The following is a 19243-nucleotide window of genomic DNA, read 5'->3' on the forward strand; positions in this document are numbered from 1 at the left end:
TTTATTAGAAAAATTTATACAGATTTACATTTTTGTCAAATATAACAGAAATTAATACAATAATAAAATAATATTATTTTGTTAGTACTATTTCAGGTCTTTTGCAATTGATGTTATAAATACAGCAGAAACAATCTGTTTATAAAATTCAACAGGGTCTAAAGATTTAAAAATTATTTTTCTTGGTTCAACTAAATTTACAAATGGCAACATAGAAGAAAGATAAGCTCTTGTAGCATCTATATATTCAATTTCAACATTTAATGGAAAATCAAATTTTGTTACAATCCCTTTAATATTTACAAGGTTTCTCCCTTTATCTTTTAATTCTAAAAGTAGTTGATCATAAGGTTTTAATACTCCTGCAAATCTTGAAATAGCCTGCTTTGAAATAAGGTAATCAAAATCACTTTTTTTATCTTTATAAAGGGATGAAATAGTTTGCTTTGTTTGTTCAATTGTTTTATCATCACCATAAACAAAAGAAAAAGGTACATTGTATTTTGAAGCATAAATACTATTAATCAACAACTCATCCACTTCAATCCCATTTACAGTTATTCTATAAATAGAAGAAGATGAATATGTATGGTCCATCATTCCTCCACCACCAACCTTTGAATGATAACCAAAATATACTATATGAGTAAAACTTTCATCTAGATTTTCCATCATATAAAAAACTCTTGGAAATCCTTTAATAAGAATAACTTTTGAATTAAGTTCTTCCCACAAAATATTTGTTCCAAATGCATGAGAATCACAAAGATAAATTTGAGCATTTTTATCTGTTTCTAAAATCCCTTCAACAAAAGCATTAATTTGACTTGTTGCTAATTTATCTTTATCTTTTTTATGGTAAGTTTCATCCCATGATGTTATTCCTCCAATCCCTTCATAATCAAATGAAATAAAAACTTTCATATTAACTCCTCATCTATTTTTACCAATATTTTATAATTTATAATTTATTTAATTCAGATTATTTTTATTTTAGTATATTTTTTTATTTAAAATTTTGTATTATTTTAATCTATATTACATCATATTAAAATTTTTTAAACTAGATTTTTTACATTTTACTTTTTAAATTGAAAATATAAAAAAAGAGACTATCCCCTAAATTTCAGGATAGTCCCTATTTCTTTTAGTTATTTTAAACAATAAATTTTTAGAAAAAAAATTAATTATAAAAAAAATTGTTTTAATTATATAAATTAAAATCTAAACAAGCTGTTTTTTGTGCCATAAAATTCTTCTAAAATTCCAACCTGTTTTTTTAAAGCTTCATAATGGCTTTCTTCCCATTTTGAAAGTGACAACAAAAATTCTTTTAGCTCTTTATTGTCAGTACTATCAGCCATTTCTTTATAAAATTTCATTGATTCAAGCTCAAGTTTCATTCCAATTTTTAAAGTTGCAACTTCAAAATGTTTGTCTTTTATAAAATCTTTAAAATCTTTTGAAAAAATTGGACTTTGAGCATCTTCAAATGTTTCAAGTTTTTTTAGCTCAGGTACTTCAATTTTTTGTCCATTAAAATATTGCTCTGCAAGGGTTTGTAAAGTTTCAAAATGAGAATGTTCTTCTTTTGAAAGTTTTTCAAATACCTTTTTTGCTTTAGGGTCACTAACTTTTTCTGAAGCAACCTTGTAAAGTTCCCTTCCTTCAATTTCACCTAAGATAGCTGTTTTAAAAGCTTCTTTTAAATCCATAACTGCCCCCTAATTTAGATTTCTTTACTTTTTATTATATTTATATAATAATATTTAATACAACTTTTGTCAATGAATATTATTTTATTTAATATGTAATTCTCATTATATTATCATTACTTATTATTTTATCTTATTTTTTAAATTGTTCAATTTACATTATTGTTTATTATCCATAATTATAATTATTATATATATCTATTATATTTAATTTAAAACAAATCCTTTTTGTTAATAATAAAATCAAAATTATTGATATATTTAAAAAATAAGAACTAATTATATCATAATTGAAATTTTTCTCCTTAGTGTAGTTATGTAATTTAAAAATTAAAACTTTTTTAAACATTAACTAAAAATTAATATTTAATCTTTTAAGTCTTTGACAACTACAATCCAGTCGAAAAATTTCAATTATGATATATATAGTGTTTTTATTTATTTAATCAAATATAACAATTTATAATTTTATTATTAACTGCAACAGCCACGAAAAAAAAATTGTAACTATTTATATACCGCATGAAGTATCAAAACCTTATTTATATCCATAACAATATCTTTTTTCTTTTTTTAAAATTATTTTAAGTAATTGATTATTATAGTTAACAAGATTAAAGCTAAAACTAGATAATTTTTTATTTGAGTTTTGATTATTTTGTGAAAAAAGGAAGGATGATGAAAAATATAATAAAAAACCAATTAACAAACTAAATAAAATTTTTTTCATAATACTTATTTTTATTTTTAAATCCATATTTGATTCCAATACTGTATTATATTAATTTTAATTAATTATTTAATTTACTTAAAAATGATTTTGAAAATTTTTAATAAATGTTAAAAATATGTCAAGTTATTTTTTCATTTTCCCATTTTTTATTCATTTTTTAGTTATTACTTTTATGTTTAAATATAAAAAATATTTACAATTTTAATATTATGATTTCTGTTATATCAAGTAATATAGATATTAATTTTAAGAAAAATTTTTAAAAATCAAGAATTATAATCTACCGAATTTTCAGGGTGGTGTGGTAACTTTATGCATTTTTTAATTTATTAAATTATGTTAATAAGAAAACAAATGTTATTTAATAACCAAACAATCAATATAATCTTAATATTAATTTTATAATCAATTATTTTCTTAATTTAATTAGGTTTATATCAACTTTCAACTTTTTTTTAAATTTTTTTTACTATTTTAGTTATAAAAATTAAAATAGTAAAATACCACAGAAAAATGAATAGCAAAAAACAAGAAGATGATTGATTATATTACAACTAACATTATAAAATTCGCATTACACAAATAAAATTGCTTAACTAAAATTATATAACCAACAAAATTTGGATATCACAAACATTTGTATTTGTAGGTCCTGTTTTTATAAGATATCCAATTTTATTAAAAAAATTATATGAATCATTATTATTTAAATATTCAAGAGGGTTAAGATTTCTATTTTCTAAAACATCATAAATTTCACTTTGAAAAACAGCCCCCGCTGCATCTGTTGGGCCATCAGTACCATCAGTACCACAAGATAGAAAATAAACCTTATCTTTAATAACATCTCTATATTTCATAATATTAAGAAGAAAAGATAAAATCATTTCCTGATTTCTTCCACCTTTTCCTTTTCCCTTAATTGTAACTGTTGTTTCTCCACCTGCTATAATGACAAAAGGCTTTTTATAATCATTTAAATTTTTAACTCCATCAATTGCAATGGATGCAAAAAATTTTGCTATCTCTTTTGCCTCTCCAGAAATATGTGAGGTTAATATGTATGGTGAAATATCTTTAATAATACTTTGATTTTTGAAAATTTTTTTTGCAGCCAATAAAGCAGAATAATTATTCCCCAATAAAATATTTTCAACATTATTAAAAATTAGATCCCCCTCTTTTGGTGTATCATCAATCTCTTTTTTCAAACCTTTTTCTATAATTTCAATAACTTGCTCAGGTAATTTTGATTCAATATTATATTTTTTAATAACATCATAAACATAATTAAATGAGGTATTATCTGGAACAGAAATACCTGAGGCAATCGAATCCAGCCTATCCCCAATAACATCAGAAAGAATAATATTTATCATTTTTGCAGGATAACAAACTCTGGCAAATTTCCCTCCTTTAACTTTAGAAATATGTTTTCTTAAACTGTTTATCTCAGTTATATTTGCACCACATTCCAGCAAAACCTGTGTTGTTTTTTGCATATCCTCTAAAGTTAAACCATAATCAGGCAAAGTAAATAAAGCAGAACCTCCACCTGAAATTAAATTAATAATTAATGTTTTTTCATCTGAATCTTTTGCAAGATCATATATTTTTTTTGCTCCTTTTATAGAATTTTCATCTGGTACAGGATGTCCTGCTTCAATAATATCAAAATCTTGAAGAGTTATATTATTATCAATATGCCCATATTTTGTAACAATTACACCTTTATCAATTCTTTTTCCTAAAATAGTCTCAATTGCATACCCCATATTAAATGCAGCTTTTCCTATTGCAAAAACAAAAATCTTTTCATAATTGTCAAGATTATAGATAATTTCTTTATTTTCAAATTTTATAATTAACCCATTATCATCAAGTTTAATATATTTTTTAATCATTTTATAAGGTTCAACCCTTTCAACTGCTGCATTAAAAGCATCAATTAAAAGATTAACATATTTATTATTATCCATATAAAAATCCTTTTATTTTAATGATTTTATAATCTATAAATCAAGAATTATTTTTACTTTGTAAGTATGTTTTTAATTTTAAATAATTTTTTTTAATCACAGGTTGTTCAAATATTTTTAATGCTTTTTCAAAATAAATTAATGCATTTTTATAATCCTTTTTATGGTTCATATAAATTGTTGCAATGTTATTATAAGCAAATGGATTTATCGCATCATATTTTATTGATTCCAAAAACAACTTTAATGCATCATCATATTCTTTTTTATCCATTAATTCATTTCCTTTAATAAACAAATCATACCCTTTTAACATTTTATTATATTTATCTTCATCCTTTAATAGTTTAATTCTTTTTTTAATAAATTTTTCTTCATTTTCAAATGCACATTTTGTTAAAGCTTTTTCAAAAAATTGAGTTGCTTTTTCTCTTTTTCCCCAGATATAATAAAGTTCAGCTAATGATTTAAAAATATAATAATTACCACCAAACTTTGCTAATTCTTCCAGATAATGTCTTTCAGCTTCTTCATATTTTCTCAAACCTAAAAGTGCAGTTGCAATATTTAAATTAACTCCCTTTTTATCAGGATTAAGTTTTAAAATTTTTTTAAAATATTTATATGCCTTTTCAAATTTACTCTCAACAAGAGCATTCAAACCCATATGAGTATAATATTTAGTAAGTAAGTTTTTCATTTTTTCTCCTGATAATATTTTAAACAATAATTATAGATTTTTTTATTTTCATTTATCTTATTTAACCACAAGTAATTATTATATCTTTTAATCAATTTTGTAAATATAAATTTTCATCGTATTTTAGTATGATAAACCACCATATCCCTTTATCAACATTAATATTGATCTTCATTTAAATTATTTGTTTAAATAGTTTATTTGAAATATTTGTTTAAATAATATATTTTATATATTAAATAATATTAAACAAAATCATTAATATAAATTTTCTATTTAAATATTTAAAAATGAGGTGAGGGATGAACCCTCACCTTATAGATCAATAAATTGCTTTTTTATTTTTTTTTAAAACAAGTTCCTTATATAACTTTCTTTAGTTATTAATTTCCCATTATTTTTAAAGTATAATTTAAAAAGTTTAGAGGAAAATTGATAAAATTGCAACACCAATTATTCCAACAACCCCTTCTACCAATGTTGCAGTTGTATAAACTTTGTAAGCAATAGGAACTTCCATATCTGAAAATTGTGATACTACCCAGAAATATGAATCATTTGCATGTGAAACAATCATTGATCCTGAACCAATTGCGAGTACTGTTAATACAGGATTTAACCCAAGACTACCAATTAATGGTGCCATTATTGAAGATGTTGTAATTATTGCAACAGTAGAAGACCCTTGAGCAGTCTTTAATGCAGCTGCAATAATAAAAGGTAAAAATATACCTAAATTCCAGTTTGCTAAAACCTGGCCTAAATAAGCACCCATTGGAGATGCTTTTAAAATTTTACCAAATGCACCACCTGCACCTGTTATAACTAAAATTAATGCAGCATTTTTAACACCTTGAGCCATCCATGTACTTACACTTTCTTTTAAATCACTCTTTTTAACTAAAAATAGAGCTATAAATATTCCCAGAACAAGAGCTGTTACAGGATCACCTATGAAATCAAAAAATGCTTTAGCACCACCTTTACCAAATGGAGCAGTTGGAAAATCAGCTATAGATTTTAAGAAGATTAAAATAATAGGAACAACTATAGGTGCAAATGAAAGCCATACTGAAGGTAATTTCCCATATTTTTTCATTAAATCATCATAAGTTTCTGAAAGTTGAGCTTTAATATCATATTTTTTTGCAACTTTTATTGCCCACCAGTAGCCTGCTAACATAGCTGGAATTGATACAACAAGACCCCAGATTATAACTGAACCAAGGTCAGCTCCCAATATACCAGCTGCTGCAATTGGTCCTGGTGTAGGTGGAACAAGACTATGTGTAGCATATAACCCTGTTGCTAATGCAACTGCCATTACAGCCATAGATTTACCAGTTTCTTCAGCTAAAGCTTTATTTAATGGTGTCAAAATTACATATCCTGAATCACAAAAAACAGGAATAGAAACAATATACCCTGCAATACTCATAGCTAAAGGAGACCTATTTTTTCCAACTAGCTTTAATATTGCATTGGTCATAGACAAAGCAGCACCTGTTTTTTCAAGTATTGTCCCTATAATTGTACCAGCAACAATAACAATACCAATATAACCCAGAGTACCACCAAATCCATTTCTAATGTTCTTTACAATGTCAACAAGTGGCATTTTGACAAAAAGACCATATAAAAATGCAACTAAAATCAATGTTACAAAAGCATTTAATTTGGTCTTTGCTGTTAAATAAATAATCAGCAAAATAGCAATAACAAGATAAATAAGTGCAACAAGACCTGAAACCATAAAAAAACCCCCTTCTTTTTTTGTCTATTTTTATTGATAATCCCAAACATTGAAAAGTCAATATAATTTTTATATTTTTTTATACAATTAAACATTTTTCAATAATCTTTTGAATTTATTTTCAAGTGTCAAATATTGTTTTATATAACAATCTTTTTGATAAAAATCTTGAAATATTGTCAAAACCTATTAAAATATATTGAAAAGAAGAAAAAATTTAATTTAATAAATATTTTAAGGAGATTTTATGAAAACAAGAAGAATTTTTCTTATTTCTATGATTTTTTTACTTATGCTTACCTCATTTTTTTTAATTGCTGGAAAAAGTGGAAACAATGAAAAACAGCAAAAAATTTTAGTTGGTATGGCTACAGATATTGGAGGACTTGGTGATAAATCTTTCAATGATGGATGCTGGGCCGGATTACAAAAAGGACAAAGTGAACTTGGAATAGAAGCTAGATTAGTTGAATCAAAACAACAAACAGATTATATACCAAATCTTTCTGGTTTGGCAGAAGATGGATGTAAACTTGTTTTTGCTGTTGGATTTTTAATGGCTGATGCAATGGTAGAAGCAGCTAAAACACACCCTGATACTTATTTTGGGGGTGTTGATATTTTTGTTGATCCTTCAACAGCACCTAAAAATGCTATTGGTATTTTATTCAAAGAGCAAGAAGCTGGATATTTAACAGGTATTGTTGCTGGTCTTTTAACTAAAAAATATGCATCTATTTCTGATAAACTAAATGATCAAAATGTTGTAGGAATTGTTCTGGGTATGGATATCCCTCCTGTAGAAAGATATCAAGCTGGATTTTATGCAGGTGTAAAATCAGTTAATCCTGATTGTAAAGTTATCTCTATTGTAGCTGGTGCATTTAATGATCAGGCTAAAGGAAAAGAAGCAACTATTGCTTTAGCTGAACAGGGTGCTGATATAGTTTTGCAGATTGCTGGATTAACAGGACTTGGTGTAATTAATGGCGCTAAAGAAAAAAATATACTGGCAATAGGTGCTGATGCTGATCAAAATTACATAGCACCAGATACAGTTGTTACTTCTGCTTTGAAAAAAACAACTCAAGCTGTTTATCTTGTTATCAAATATTTACTTGATGGTTCCTTAAAAGGTGGAAATAATCTTGTTTTTGGTATTAAAGAAGGTGCAACTGGTATTGCTCCTTTCCACTCTTTTGACTCTATAATTCCACAAGAAGTTAAAGATGCTGTAAATAAAGCTATTGAAGGCATCAAAAATGGCACAATCAAAGTTCCTTCTACTAGAAAAGAAGCTGGATACGAAGGATAAATCATTTTTTTAAGAGGCTATCTTTAATCTTAAGGGATAGCCTCTTTTTTCTTGTTCTAATACATATTTTAAATAAAAAATATTAATTTTATAAGTTTTTATACAAGCATCTATTAATATTTTATTTTAACATATAATTTTTATCTTTATTATTTATTTTTTGTATTTCTCTTTATTCTCAAAAGGAGCTTAAAATGCCAGTGGTAATTAAAGCAAAAGAAAACGAAATTGCAAAAGTTGTTCTTTTACCTGGAGACCCTTTAAGAGCACAATACATAGCAAAAAGATTTTTATCAAAATCTAAACTTTATACTTATGAAAGGTTTATGTTAGGTTATACTGGTTTTTATAAAGGTTATAAAATCAGCATTCAAACTACTGGAATGGGAATTCCCTCTTTTGCTATTGTTGCAGAAGAATTAAATATGTTAAATGTTAAATCAATGATAAGAATTGGAACAGCTGGTGCAATTAATCCTGATATAAAAGCTACTGATTTAGTTATTGCTACAACTGCTCATATAAGTCACCAATTATGGGATCATAATTTCAACAATGGTGGATTTTCTGCTTCTTCTACCTACAAACTTTCCAATATATTATATAAAAATGCTATTAAAAAAAACATAAAAAGTTACATGGGATCAGTTTTAACCTCTATTTTTCTGTATGAAGAAAATGAAGAATTATTAAAAAAATATCTTGAATATAACACTTTAGCAGTTGAGATGGAAACTTATGCATTATTTGCAATTGCTGCTAAATATAACATTAAAGCTGCAAGCATTTTAACAATTAGTGATACACTATTTGAAAAGAAAGGTGATAAACTAATACATAAAGTTGTATGGATTGATAAAAATAAATTACTTGAAGGAATTGATAATATGACTGAATTAGCTCTGGATACAATTGTAGAAAATTATGATTATCTTACTAAAAATTCTGAATAAAAATTTATATATTTTTTAAATTTATATATTTTTTTAATATAAAATATAATCTTCAATTTTTTATTGAAAACTAATAAATCCAAAAATTAACACAACTATTATAAATAGGAATAAGTACAATTTAGTTTTTTGATTATAAATAAGGAGAATATTAATGCAATAGCACTTAATATATAAACAAATACATAACCTAAAGCTTGAATTAATAACCCATTCAAAAGGGGAATAAGTATTAAAGATAAATTTCCAGCACCAGAAATTGCTGTATATAAACTTCTTGTAGAATCATTTGATATTTCAAGTAAAATTCCAGGTGAAATAATCCTGTATGCTGTTAAATTAAATCCTCCTAAAAAGAAAACAACAGGAAATATTTTCACATATTTTGAAAGTAAAATAGCTAGAAAAATAACAAGGATTCCCATAAAAACATAAATTCTAGTTAAAAACTTATAATTATATTTTTTCAATATATATTTCCATATAAAAGAAGATACTAACATTCCTAAAACCTGTAATATTAAAAAGTTTCCAATATCTTTTCCTGTTAATCCTGTTAAATGTTTAAAATAGGATACATAAAATGGGATAATCAATATCCCAAAACTCATAGTATTTAAAAGTAAAATATAATATTTTATATTATTATCATTTTTTATAATCTGAATATAAGTTTTAAAAAAGGACCCTTTTTTTAAAGTATCTAAATCAATTTTATTAGGGGTTTCTTTTATAGCCCAGAATCCTAAAGATGCTAAAAATAACAAAAACCCTGCAATAAAATAAAGAATACTGTAATTCAGGGGATAAGAATATTTTTTGACAAGTTCCCTGACAATAAATCCTGTTAATAAAATACCTATACTATTTACAATTTGTCTTGTAGTAAAAAAAGATTTTCTCAAATCCCCTTTAAGGGATTTTCCCAAAATATCAGTATAACTAATTCCTGCAAAAGCCCCACTGAATGAAAAAATTAAACTTAAAAAAAAGATAAAAAAAAGTACAAAATTTTTTTGATAGTTTTCTACTCGTAAAAAAAAGTAACTTAAAAAGAATAAAGATAAAAATCTTAATGTTATCCCAATTATTAAATAATTTTTTTTATAAATTTTAGAATATAAAAAAACTATAAAAAATAACTGCATAAATCCAACTCCACCAACAAGGATTCCAGTCAAAATCCCAAGATGAATGTTGTTTCCACCTGCTTTTAGTATCATTGAGGTAAAGATAGTATTAACTTCTGTAAAATTTTTTGCTAAAGCTAGAAATAATGCATGCCAGAGGAAAGCAAAATAATTTCTATTAACATCATTAATCTTTATTATTTTCATTAACATTTATTTAATGGAATTATTTTTTGTATTCTTTTTTTTAAACAACAATTATATTCATTTTTAAAACTACAATTATATTCATCTTAAAGATTTTATTTATCTCATAATCTAATTCATAAAACATTGATTTTAGATTGATTAAGGTTTTATAGTTTCTGATCTTCAACAACTTTAATTCTTTCAATTTTAAGAGCTTTTTTATTAACAGGATCAAATTCAAAATAACAACCGTTTATAATCCCTTTTCCTTCAGCAATTTTATATCTTTTTGGTATAAGGTTAGAAAATTTATATAAAATAATCTCTTTATCCATTCCTATTACTGAATCTATTGGGCCAGTCATTCCTATATCAGTAATATATGCAGTTTTTTCAGAAATAATTCTTTCATCAGCTGTCTGAACATGTGTATGAGTTCCAAAAACCAGATTTACTCTATCCTGTAAAAAATATCCAAATGCAATTTTTTCAGAAGTCGCTTCAGCATGAAAATCAGTAATTACTACATCAGCTTTCTTAAATAACTCTTTATTTGAATTATAAAAATTGTTAAATGAATAAAAAGGTGGAATAATACTTTCCATATATACACTACCAAGAACATTTATTATAAGATATTTTATCCCATTTTTTTGAATCAAAGAATATCCTTTACCTGGACTTGATTCTGGATAATTTAATGGTCTTAAAATTCTATTTGAATTGTTTAAATACTCAAAAATTTCCCTTCTTCTCCAGATATGATTTCCAGAAGTGATTACATCAACATTATTATTTAAAAATTCGTCAGCAATCTTTGGAGTAAGTCCAAAACCACCTGCTGCATTTTCTCCATTAACAATTACAAAGTCAGCTTCATATTTATTTATAAGATAGGGAAGATAGGCTTTTAAAAGCCCTCTTCCCTTTTTTCCTATTATATCACCTAAACAAATTATTTTAATTTTCAACCATTTCTCCAAAATAAAATTTAAAACAAAAAATTCAATATAATAGATAACCTAAAACATATATAAATAATAATCCTATTATATTAACAATACTTTAATCTGTAAATTCAACCTGTCTTGTTTCTTTAATTACAGTAATTTTAATCCTTCCAGGATACTTTATAAATTTGTTTAACTGAATGTTTTTCTTTAACTCTTTTGCAATTTTTTCTACATTATTTTCAGGAGTATTTATATTTAAAAATACTCTTATTTCTCTTCCTGCCTGAATTGCAAAAGCTTTTTCAACTTCATCAAATTTCTTAGCTTCTTTTTCTAGCTCTTCAACTCGTCTAATATAATCTTCCCATGCACCTTCATTAAACCTTGCACCAGGTCTTGCTGAAGAAACAGTATCAGCAATTCTAACAATAATAGCTTCAATAGGTTCTGTTTTCTTTTCTTTATAATCCTTTAATTCTCCAGGTAAAAACGCACTTGATTCATGATGATTTGCAACACATTGAATAACATCTTCATTTTCTTTTACAGATTTAAGAAGTTTTACACCTTCTTCAACATGTTTGTTCCCTTCTTCAGTATAAATAGCCTTACCGATATCATGATACAGACCACCTTTTTTAGCTATCTCAACATTTGCACCAATCTCTGCTGCAATTGATGCTGAAATTCTTGCAACTTCTATAGAATGATACAAAACATTTTGACCATATGAAGTTCTAAAATATAGTCTTCCTAAATGCTTAATAATTTCCATTGGAACATTGTGTAATCCTAAAGAATAAACAGCATTACTACCTTCATCAAAAATCTTTTGTTCAATTTCACCTTTTACTTTTAAATAAACTTCTTCAATTCTTGCAGGATGTATTCTACCATCTTTTACAAGTCTTGACATTGTGATTTTTGCAATTTCTCGTCTAATTGGGTCAAAACCAGAAATAGTAACAACTTCAGGTGTATCATCAATAATAATATCAACACCCAATAAGTTTTCTAATGTTCTAATATTTCTACCTTCTCGACCAATTATTCTTCCCTTCATCTCATCATCTGGAAGAGTTAAGTTGGTAATGTTAGTTTCTTTTGTTGTTTCGGAAGCAATTCTTTCCATTACTGAAACAAGAATATGTTTTGCTTTTTTTTCAGCATTAAGTTCAGCTTCTTCAATTGTTGAATTATAATATTCAAGCATTTTTTCATCAACTTCAGCTTTAACTCTTGCCTCCAAGTTTCTTCTTGCTTCTTCTTTGGTAAGATTAGCTATTCTTTCAAGCTCTTTATCAATACTTTTTTCTTTATCGCTAATTTCTTGAAGTTTTATCTTAATAAATGATTCTTTATCAGTTAAATTCTTTTCTTTCTCCTCAAGATTAACAATTCTTCTTTCAAGATTTTCTTCCCTATGGATTAATCTTCTCTCATAAGAAGATAATTCATTTCTTTTTTCTTTTATTTCTTTATCAAATTCTCTTCGCTCTTTAAGAATAGCTTCTTTAGCTTCAAGTAATCTTTCTTTACTTTCAGCTTCAGATTTTCTTAATAACTTTTGTGCTTCCTCCTTTGCATTCTTAACTATCTCTTCTGCTTTAGTTTCTGAAGTAACTAATTTGTATTTAGCATATACTATTCGAATAATATATCCAACTACTCCTCCAATAATCGCAATGATGAGAGAGGGAATAATTCCTCTTTCCATACTTTCCCCCTCACGGTAATATTATAAATTAAAACAAAGATAATTCTCATACTTTGTTATAAAGAAATATTATATTATTTTTTTAATAAATCAAGAATTTTATAAATTCATAAATTTTAAAACCCTATTTTATTTCTTTTTATTATCCAACAAATTTAAAACTTGTATAAATTAAAGGATAAAAGATTTTTTAAAAAATAAATAAAAAAATTGACAAAACCTATTTTTATAATTATCATTTACTTGAAAAAAGATAATAACAAATTTATATTTACTAATAAATTAATACTTATAAACAGGAGCTTTATATGAGCACTTTAATACAAAAATTAAAAAATTTGAAACCTGATACAAAACTTTTAGTTTTTACACTTATTGCTGGTACTTTTTTCTGGTTAATTTCTGAAATTTCAGATTCACTATTTAAAAATATTATTTTTAGTTATGTTTTTGTTTTAATTCCATATATTTCTCTATTTCTTACAGAAACTATAAAAAAAGTTCCTTCTTTTAAAAATTGGAATTTAAATTTACTTAAATTTACAATAATTTCCTTACTAAGTTTTTTTGTATTCCTTATTTTCTCACCAGCTGTATTTAGATCATATAATTCTGTATCATTAGCATTTAATTTTGCTATATTTGGATTTATTTTTACACTTTCTATGGCTTTAACTGTTGAATATTTCAAATCAATTATTAATTTACATAAAAATAATACTTTAAATACTATGTTATGGGGAATGATTTCTTACTTTTTACTTATTACAATATTTGGTAATATTTTCTTACCTCTTTCAAAAGTATTTAATGCTAGAAGTATTCAGTTATTGCTTAAAATCATTTTTCAATCTTTCACATTAGGGCCAATTATTGTTTTATTCTTTCTTTACATAAAAGATATAGAAGAACTTGATAATTTTTTAAACTTTATTGGGGGGATTAAAGTTGTACCTCCAGAAGATGAAACTGATTATCAAAAAACTGAAACTAAAAATAAAACTAAAAACAAAAAAGATGAGAAAATAGAATCTGATAAAATTGATTCTGAAGAAGAAGAAAGTAAAAAATAATAAATAGTATTATTTTGGTTTAAAAACTCTATTAATTAAAATTATCTAATTGTGAATTAATATTTTTATGTTTTACTTAATTTATGGATTCAAAAGAAGAAATTATAACCATTGAAAAAGTTGTTAATACCGGTGCAGGTCTTGGAAGACTTTCAAATGGAAAAGTGATATTTGTACCATTCACTTTACCTTCTGAAAAAATAAAAGTTAAGATAACAGGTGGGAAAAAAGATTTTGCTTTTGGAAAAGTAATCGATATAATTACACCTTCACCTAAAAGATCAGGTTTTCACTGCACGGTTTTTACAAAATGTGGCGGGTGCAATTATGGTCATACAAATTATGATTATGAGATTGAATTAAAAAAAGCAATATTATTTGAAATATTAGAAAAAGATACAAAAATTACAAAAGAGTTTATTTTAAATGAACTCCCCTTTTCAATTTTAAAGTCTAAAAATAGATTTGGATATCGAAATAATGCTATTTTAAAAGTAGATCATAAAGGAAATCTGGGATTTTTTGAAAGCAAAAGTTTAAAAATTATCCCATTTAATGAATTTTGTAAACTTTTGCCAGAAGAAATGAACAAATATCTATCTCAAATTGAAAAAGATATTTTTCTATTTACAAAAGGTTTTAGAATAAGGCTTGGTGATAAAATTTATCAAAAAGGGATTCCTACTCTAAAAAATGATAAATTTGCTTTTTATGATGTCAATGAATTTAAATATAGAGTTGATATAGATGGTTTTTTCCAGGTAAATAGGTTTAATAACAATACTTTTCAAAAAGATGTTGTTGAATTTATAGATGAAGGAATAGATTCATTTGTTGAGTTATATGCTGGTGTTGGATTTTTTACTTTACCTATAATAAAAAATAAAAATATAAAAAATATTTATGCATGCGAGTTATCAAAAAATGCAGTTAATAATGCAATATATAATATTTATTCAAATTTAGGAGATAATTCATCTACTGAAATTAATAGTTTTAAAACTTATGATATTTTTAATGAAAAAATAAAATCCAATATAAAAAATAGTTTTAATACAACTTTTGAAGCAATGGATTCAGAAGAATTCATTTCTTCAATAGATAATATTGATACATTATTAGTCGATCCACCAAGAGCTGGGCTAACTAACAATATAATAAAGAACATTATTAGTAAAAAAATAAGAAAAATTATATATGTATCCTGTAATCCCTCAACTTTTGCAAGAGATATAAAATCTCTTATAGAAAATAACTATAAACTAAAATATTTAAAGATGATAGATAATTTCCCTTTAACTTACCATATTGAGGTTATTGGTGTTCTTGAATTAAAATAGAGAGATAAAAATAAAAAAATATAAAATCAAAACTATTTTAAAAATATTGTTAGATCGAATTTAAAAATAGATAAAATAAAAGAATAAAAATAAATGATAAATAAAATAATAGAAAATTGATAAAAAAAATAAATATAAATAAAAATAACTATAAAAATAAAAAAATTTAAATAAAGGTAAAAATTAATATATGAACAAACATAAACATAATAAAAATTTAAAGAATAAAAGTCATAATGAAGGAATTAAAGCTTTTTATATTCCAGTATTTGAGAAAGAAAACTATTCCGAAATATGGGCAACTGAGATAAATAATGAAATTATATCCTTGTCTAAAGCAGCTAATATTGAAATAATAAATAGTAGTAATATTATAAACTTTGTAATAAAAAAAATTAATCCAAAATATTTTATATCTTCAGGAAAAATCAATGAAATTTTAGAAATAGCAAAAGAGTATCATCCTGAACTTTTTATATTAAACATTGATATCTCTCCATCACAACAAAAAAATTTAACTTCTATCCTGGGGCATAAAATTATTTCAAAAACTGAACTTATTTATGAAATTTTCATTAATAGGGCAAATTCTGCAATATCACAAATTCAAGTTGAACTTGCTAATTTAAAATACATTAAATCAAGGCTTGTTGGTTCATATGACAAATATGATAGGATAAGAGGTGGGATAGGGATAAAAGGAAGTGGAGAAAAAAAGCTTGAACTTGATAGAAGAAATCTTGAAAAAAGGATCTCATTTTTAAATAAAAAACTAAAAAAATACGAAACTCACTTTCATACTATTTATAAAAATAGAGAGCACATTTCTCAGATCTCAATAGTTGGATATACTAATGCAGGGAAAACTTCTCTTTTAAATAAACTTAGTCATGCAAAACAGGAAGCAAAGAATTTACTTTTTTCAACAGTAAACACTAAAAGTAAAAAATTTTATTTAGGAAATGGCAAATACACAATTTTATCTGATACAATTGGCTTTATCAGGGATTTACCACATAACCTTGTTGATTCTTTCAAAACAACTTTGCTGGAAATTAAATATTCCAATTTATTATTAATTGTTGTTGATTCAACTTCTGATTTTATTAATGATCATCTAAAAATTGTTTTTGATACACTAAAGGAAATTAAATGTGATAAAATCCCTTATATTTTAGTATTTAATAAAATCGATTTAATAAAAAATGATTATTCAATAATTTTAAATTCCTTGAAAAAACAATATAAAGATGCTTTTTTTATCTCTACAAAAACTGGTGAAGGAATTGAAGAACTTAAGGTTTATTTAAAAAACTTTTTTAAAAATATTACTATTGCGTAATATTTTAATCATTTAGTAAGAAGGAGTTATTAATGAAAGGTCCAAAAATAATTGGAATAAGTGGCGGTTCTGGTTCTGGAAAAACAACTATTGTAAAAAAAATATCAGAAATTATTTCAGATTTTGTTTTTATTCCTCAAGATAATTATTATAAATCAGCTGAATATATAACTAATAAAACTATTACTGCTTTTAACTTTGACCATCCAGATGCATTTGACAATAATCTTTTATTGGAACACCTCATCAAACTAAAAAATTTTGAACCAATAGAAATGCCACAATATGATTTCGTACATCATAAAAGGAAAAAAGAAACAATAAAAATCCTTCCTAAAAAGGTCATTATCTTCGAAGGTATTATGATCTATTTTGATAAAAGGATAAGGGATCTAATTGATTTAAAAATTTTTGTTGATACTCCTGATGATATCAGATTTATAAGAAGATTAAAAAGAGATATTAACGAGAGAGGTAGAACTGTTGATTCAGTAATTGATCAATATCTTGAATATGTTAGACCTGGTCATTATGAATTTATAGAACCTACAAAAATGTATGCTGACTTAATTATTCCTGAAGGTGGCTTTAATGTTAATGCTTTAAAGGTTTTAATCTCATTTATCAAAGATATTATTTAGTTTCATTAATTATATTATTTACATTATTTACATTATTATACAATTCTTTTAAATATATACGCTATCTTACTAATACAATTCTTTTTAACATGCATGCTATCTTACTAATACGATTATAGAATTATAACTGATTTAAATACAATTACAAACATAACCTAAAAATCTTTCTACTACCCTTTTATAACTATGATTGGTTTTAGTTTTGCAACTTTTTTAGAAATACCAGCTTTATCTATTGAATTAACAACCTCTTCAACATCTTTGTAAGCTTGAGGAATCTCTTCAGCAACTGACCTTATGGAATGGTATTTAATAATAATCCCTTTTTTTAAAAGCTTATTTATCTCTTGCTCCGCTCTATAGTTTTTTCTAGCTTTATGCCTTGATAAAACTCTACCCGCTCCATGAACAGTTGTACCAAAATTCATATACATTGCTTTTTTTGTTCCAGATAAGATATATGAATGATCCCCCATATCTCCCCCAATTATAACAGGTTGCCCAACATCTTTATATTTTAAAGGGATATTATTTACTCCTGGACCAAATCCTCTTGTTGCGCCTTTTCTGTGTACAATTAATTTTTTAATATACTTTTTTTTACCATTATTATTAAAATCTTTATTTGCATTTTTACTATTATTAAATCTAATATCATGTTCTTCTATTTTAACAGTGTTGTGTCCAACATCATAAAGCAATTCAATTTTAGAGCTTTTGAATAACTTTTTAAAACTCTTTCTAACAATGTCTCCTAAAACCTCCCTATTTGCAAAAGCATAATTTATACCACAATTAACAGCCTGAAAATATTCTTGAGCAACTTTATACTTAAAAGGCAAATAAACTATCTCTTTTTCAGGAATATTTAACCCTAATTTATTGGCATTTTTTAAAAATGATTCCAGATAATCGATGCCAATCTGATGGCCTAAACCTCTTGATCCGCAATGAATAGAAATTACAATCTGGTTTTTAAATAAACCAAAAGTTTGTGCAATATTTTCATCAAATATTTGTTCCACCATTTGAACTTCAAGGTAATGATTCCCGGAACCCAATGTACCAACCTGATTTTGTTCCCTTTTTTTCGCTTTATTAGAAACCATATCTGGATTTGCAAAATCAACTCTCCCATTGTCTTCAATATATTCTAAATCATTTTCATCACCATAGCCATTTTCTACAGCCCATTTTGCACCTTTAACTAATATTTCATCAATTGCATTTCCTGATAGGTAAATTGAGCCTTCTGAGCCAAGACCTGCAGGTACATTTTTATAAAGGATATCAGCTAACTTTTCAATATCCTTTTTAATATCATTATATTTTAAATCAGTTTTTAATGTTCTAACACCACAATTTATGTCAAATCCAACACCACCTATTGAGATAACTCCACTATCTATATCAAAAGCAGCGGACCCACCAATAGGAAACCCATATCCCCAATGTGCATCAGCTAAAACTGTTACATATCCAACAAGACCAGGTAATTTTGATATATTTTTAGCTTGAATCAAAACCTGTTCGTCCATCTGTTGTAATAATTTTAAACTTGCATAAAACCTTATATTCTTATATTGAAAAATATTTTCATCAATTTTTTCAAATTTTTTTGTATCCATCTTTTTATCTTTTAATTAATTTTAATAAACTATTATTAACATTTTTATTTCATTAAAATATTTATAAATCCAATTTATGTAT

16 protein-coding genes are annotated in these 19243 nt (G+C 25.0%); 6 read left to right on the plus strand and 10 right to left on the minus strand.

All coding sequences use genetic code 11. From position 1 onward, the window contains the following. Positions 1-87 precede the first annotated feature (87 nt). From ACZ5EC_RS08755 to ACZ5EC_RS08780, 6 genes are all read right to left on the minus strand, one after another. Entirely contained in the window at positions 88-924 is an 837-nt protein-coding gene (locus tag ACZ5EC_RS08755; RefSeq protein ID WP_464302099.1) for a M55 family metallopeptidase, read from the minus strand. 293 nt (positions 925-1217) lie between these two features. Continuing rightward, positions 1218-1715 carry a ferritin family protein gene (locus tag ACZ5EC_RS08760; protein WP_464302100.1) on the minus strand — a complete coding sequence of 166 codons (498 nt, stop codon included), beginning with the start codon at positions 1713-1715 and terminating at the stop codon, positions 1218-1220. Between the two features lie 538 nt (positions 1716-2253). Next, entirely contained in the window at positions 2254-2472 is a 219-nt protein-coding gene (locus tag ACZ5EC_RS08765; RefSeq protein WP_464302101.1) for a hypothetical protein, read from the minus strand. 578 nt (positions 2473-3050) lie between these two features. Beyond that, a complete protein-coding gene (locus tag ACZ5EC_RS08770; RefSeq protein WP_464302102.1) occupies positions 3051-4427 on the minus strand; it encodes a glycerate kinase type-2 family protein in 1377 nt (458 codons plus the stop codon). 40 nt (positions 4428-4467) lie between these two features. Beyond that, on the minus strand, positions 4468-5127 hold the full coding sequence (locus tag ACZ5EC_RS08775; RefSeq protein ID WP_464302103.1) for a tetratricopeptide repeat protein: 660 nt from the start codon (positions 5125-5127) through the stop codon (positions 4468-4470). Between the two features lie 421 nt (positions 5128-5548). Then, the gene (locus ACZ5EC_RS08780; RefSeq protein ID WP_464302104.1) at positions 5549-6880 is read right to left on the minus strand and encodes a GntP family permease; all 1332 of its coding nucleotides are present in this window, start codon (positions 6878-6880) and stop codon (positions 5549-5551) included. A 247-nt stretch (positions 6881-7127) separates the two neighbouring features. Between ACZ5EC_RS08780 and ACZ5EC_RS08785 the strand changes: the two genes are divergently transcribed. Further along, a complete protein-coding gene (locus ACZ5EC_RS08785) occupies positions 7128-8195 on the plus strand; it encodes a BMP family lipoprotein (protein WP_464302105.1) in 1068 nt (355 codons plus the stop codon). A gap of 194 nt (positions 8196-8389) precedes the next feature. Then, positions 8390-9148: a purine-nucleoside phosphorylase gene (locus ACZ5EC_RS08790; protein ID WP_464302106.1), complete on the plus strand. Its 759-nt coding sequence runs from the start codon at positions 8390-8392 to the stop codon at positions 9146-9148. A gap of 98 nt (positions 9149-9246) precedes the next feature. On the opposite strand, the gene ACZ5EC_RS08795 is transcribed toward ACZ5EC_RS08790, so the two are convergent. The 3 genes from ACZ5EC_RS08795 to rny all read right to left on the minus strand — a co-directional run bounded on the left by ACZ5EC_RS08795 (position 9247) and on the right by rny (position 13137). Continuing rightward, entirely contained in the window at positions 9247-10485 is a 1239-nt protein-coding gene (locus tag ACZ5EC_RS08795; protein WP_464302107.1) for an MFS transporter, read from the minus strand. 149 nt (positions 10486-10634) lie between these two features. Beyond that, positions 10635-11438: a TIGR00282 family metallophosphoesterase gene (locus tag ACZ5EC_RS08800; protein ID WP_464302108.1), complete on the minus strand. Its 804-nt coding sequence runs from the start codon at positions 11436-11438 to the stop codon at positions 10635-10637. A gap of 94 nt (positions 11439-11532) precedes the next feature. After that, the gene (gene rny, locus ACZ5EC_RS08805; RefSeq protein ID WP_464302109.1) at positions 11533-13137 is read right to left on the minus strand and encodes a ribonuclease Y; all 1605 of its coding nucleotides are present in this window, start codon (positions 13135-13137) and stop codon (positions 11533-11535) included. 308 nt (positions 13138-13445) lie between these two features. Between rny and ACZ5EC_RS08810 the strand changes: the two genes are divergently transcribed. The 4 genes from ACZ5EC_RS08810 (at position 13446) to udk (ending at position 17533) form a co-directional block, all read left to right on the plus strand. Beyond that, entirely contained in the window at positions 13446-14210 is a 765-nt protein-coding gene (locus ACZ5EC_RS08810; protein ID WP_464302110.1) for a hypothetical protein, read from the plus strand. Positions 14211-14293: 83 nt separating this feature from the next. Further along, complete coding sequence (locus ACZ5EC_RS08815; RefSeq protein WP_464302111.1) at positions 14294-15550, plus strand: class I SAM-dependent RNA methyltransferase; 1257 nt, start codon at positions 14294-14296, stop codon at positions 15548-15550. A 190-nt stretch (positions 15551-15740) separates the two neighbouring features. Continuing rightward, positions 15741-16892, plus strand: a complete 1152-nt coding sequence (gene hflX / locus ACZ5EC_RS08820; protein ID WP_464302112.1) for a GTPase HflX — start codon at positions 15741-15743, stop codon at positions 16890-16892. Between the two features lie 32 nt (positions 16893-16924). After that, the gene (gene udk, locus ACZ5EC_RS08825) at positions 16925-17533 is read left to right on the plus strand and encodes a uridine kinase (RefSeq protein WP_464302113.1); all 609 of its coding nucleotides are present in this window, start codon (positions 16925-16927) and stop codon (positions 17531-17533) included. Between the two features lie 170 nt (positions 17534-17703). On the opposite strand, the gene ACZ5EC_RS08830 is transcribed toward udk, so the two are convergent. Then, positions 17704-19161, minus strand: a complete 1458-nt coding sequence (locus ACZ5EC_RS08830; RefSeq protein ID WP_464302114.1) for an RtcB family protein — start codon at positions 19159-19161, stop codon at positions 17704-17706. Positions 19162-19243 lie beyond the last annotated feature (82 nt).

The sequence above is a fragment of the Exilispira thermophila genome (assembly GCF_055389015.1).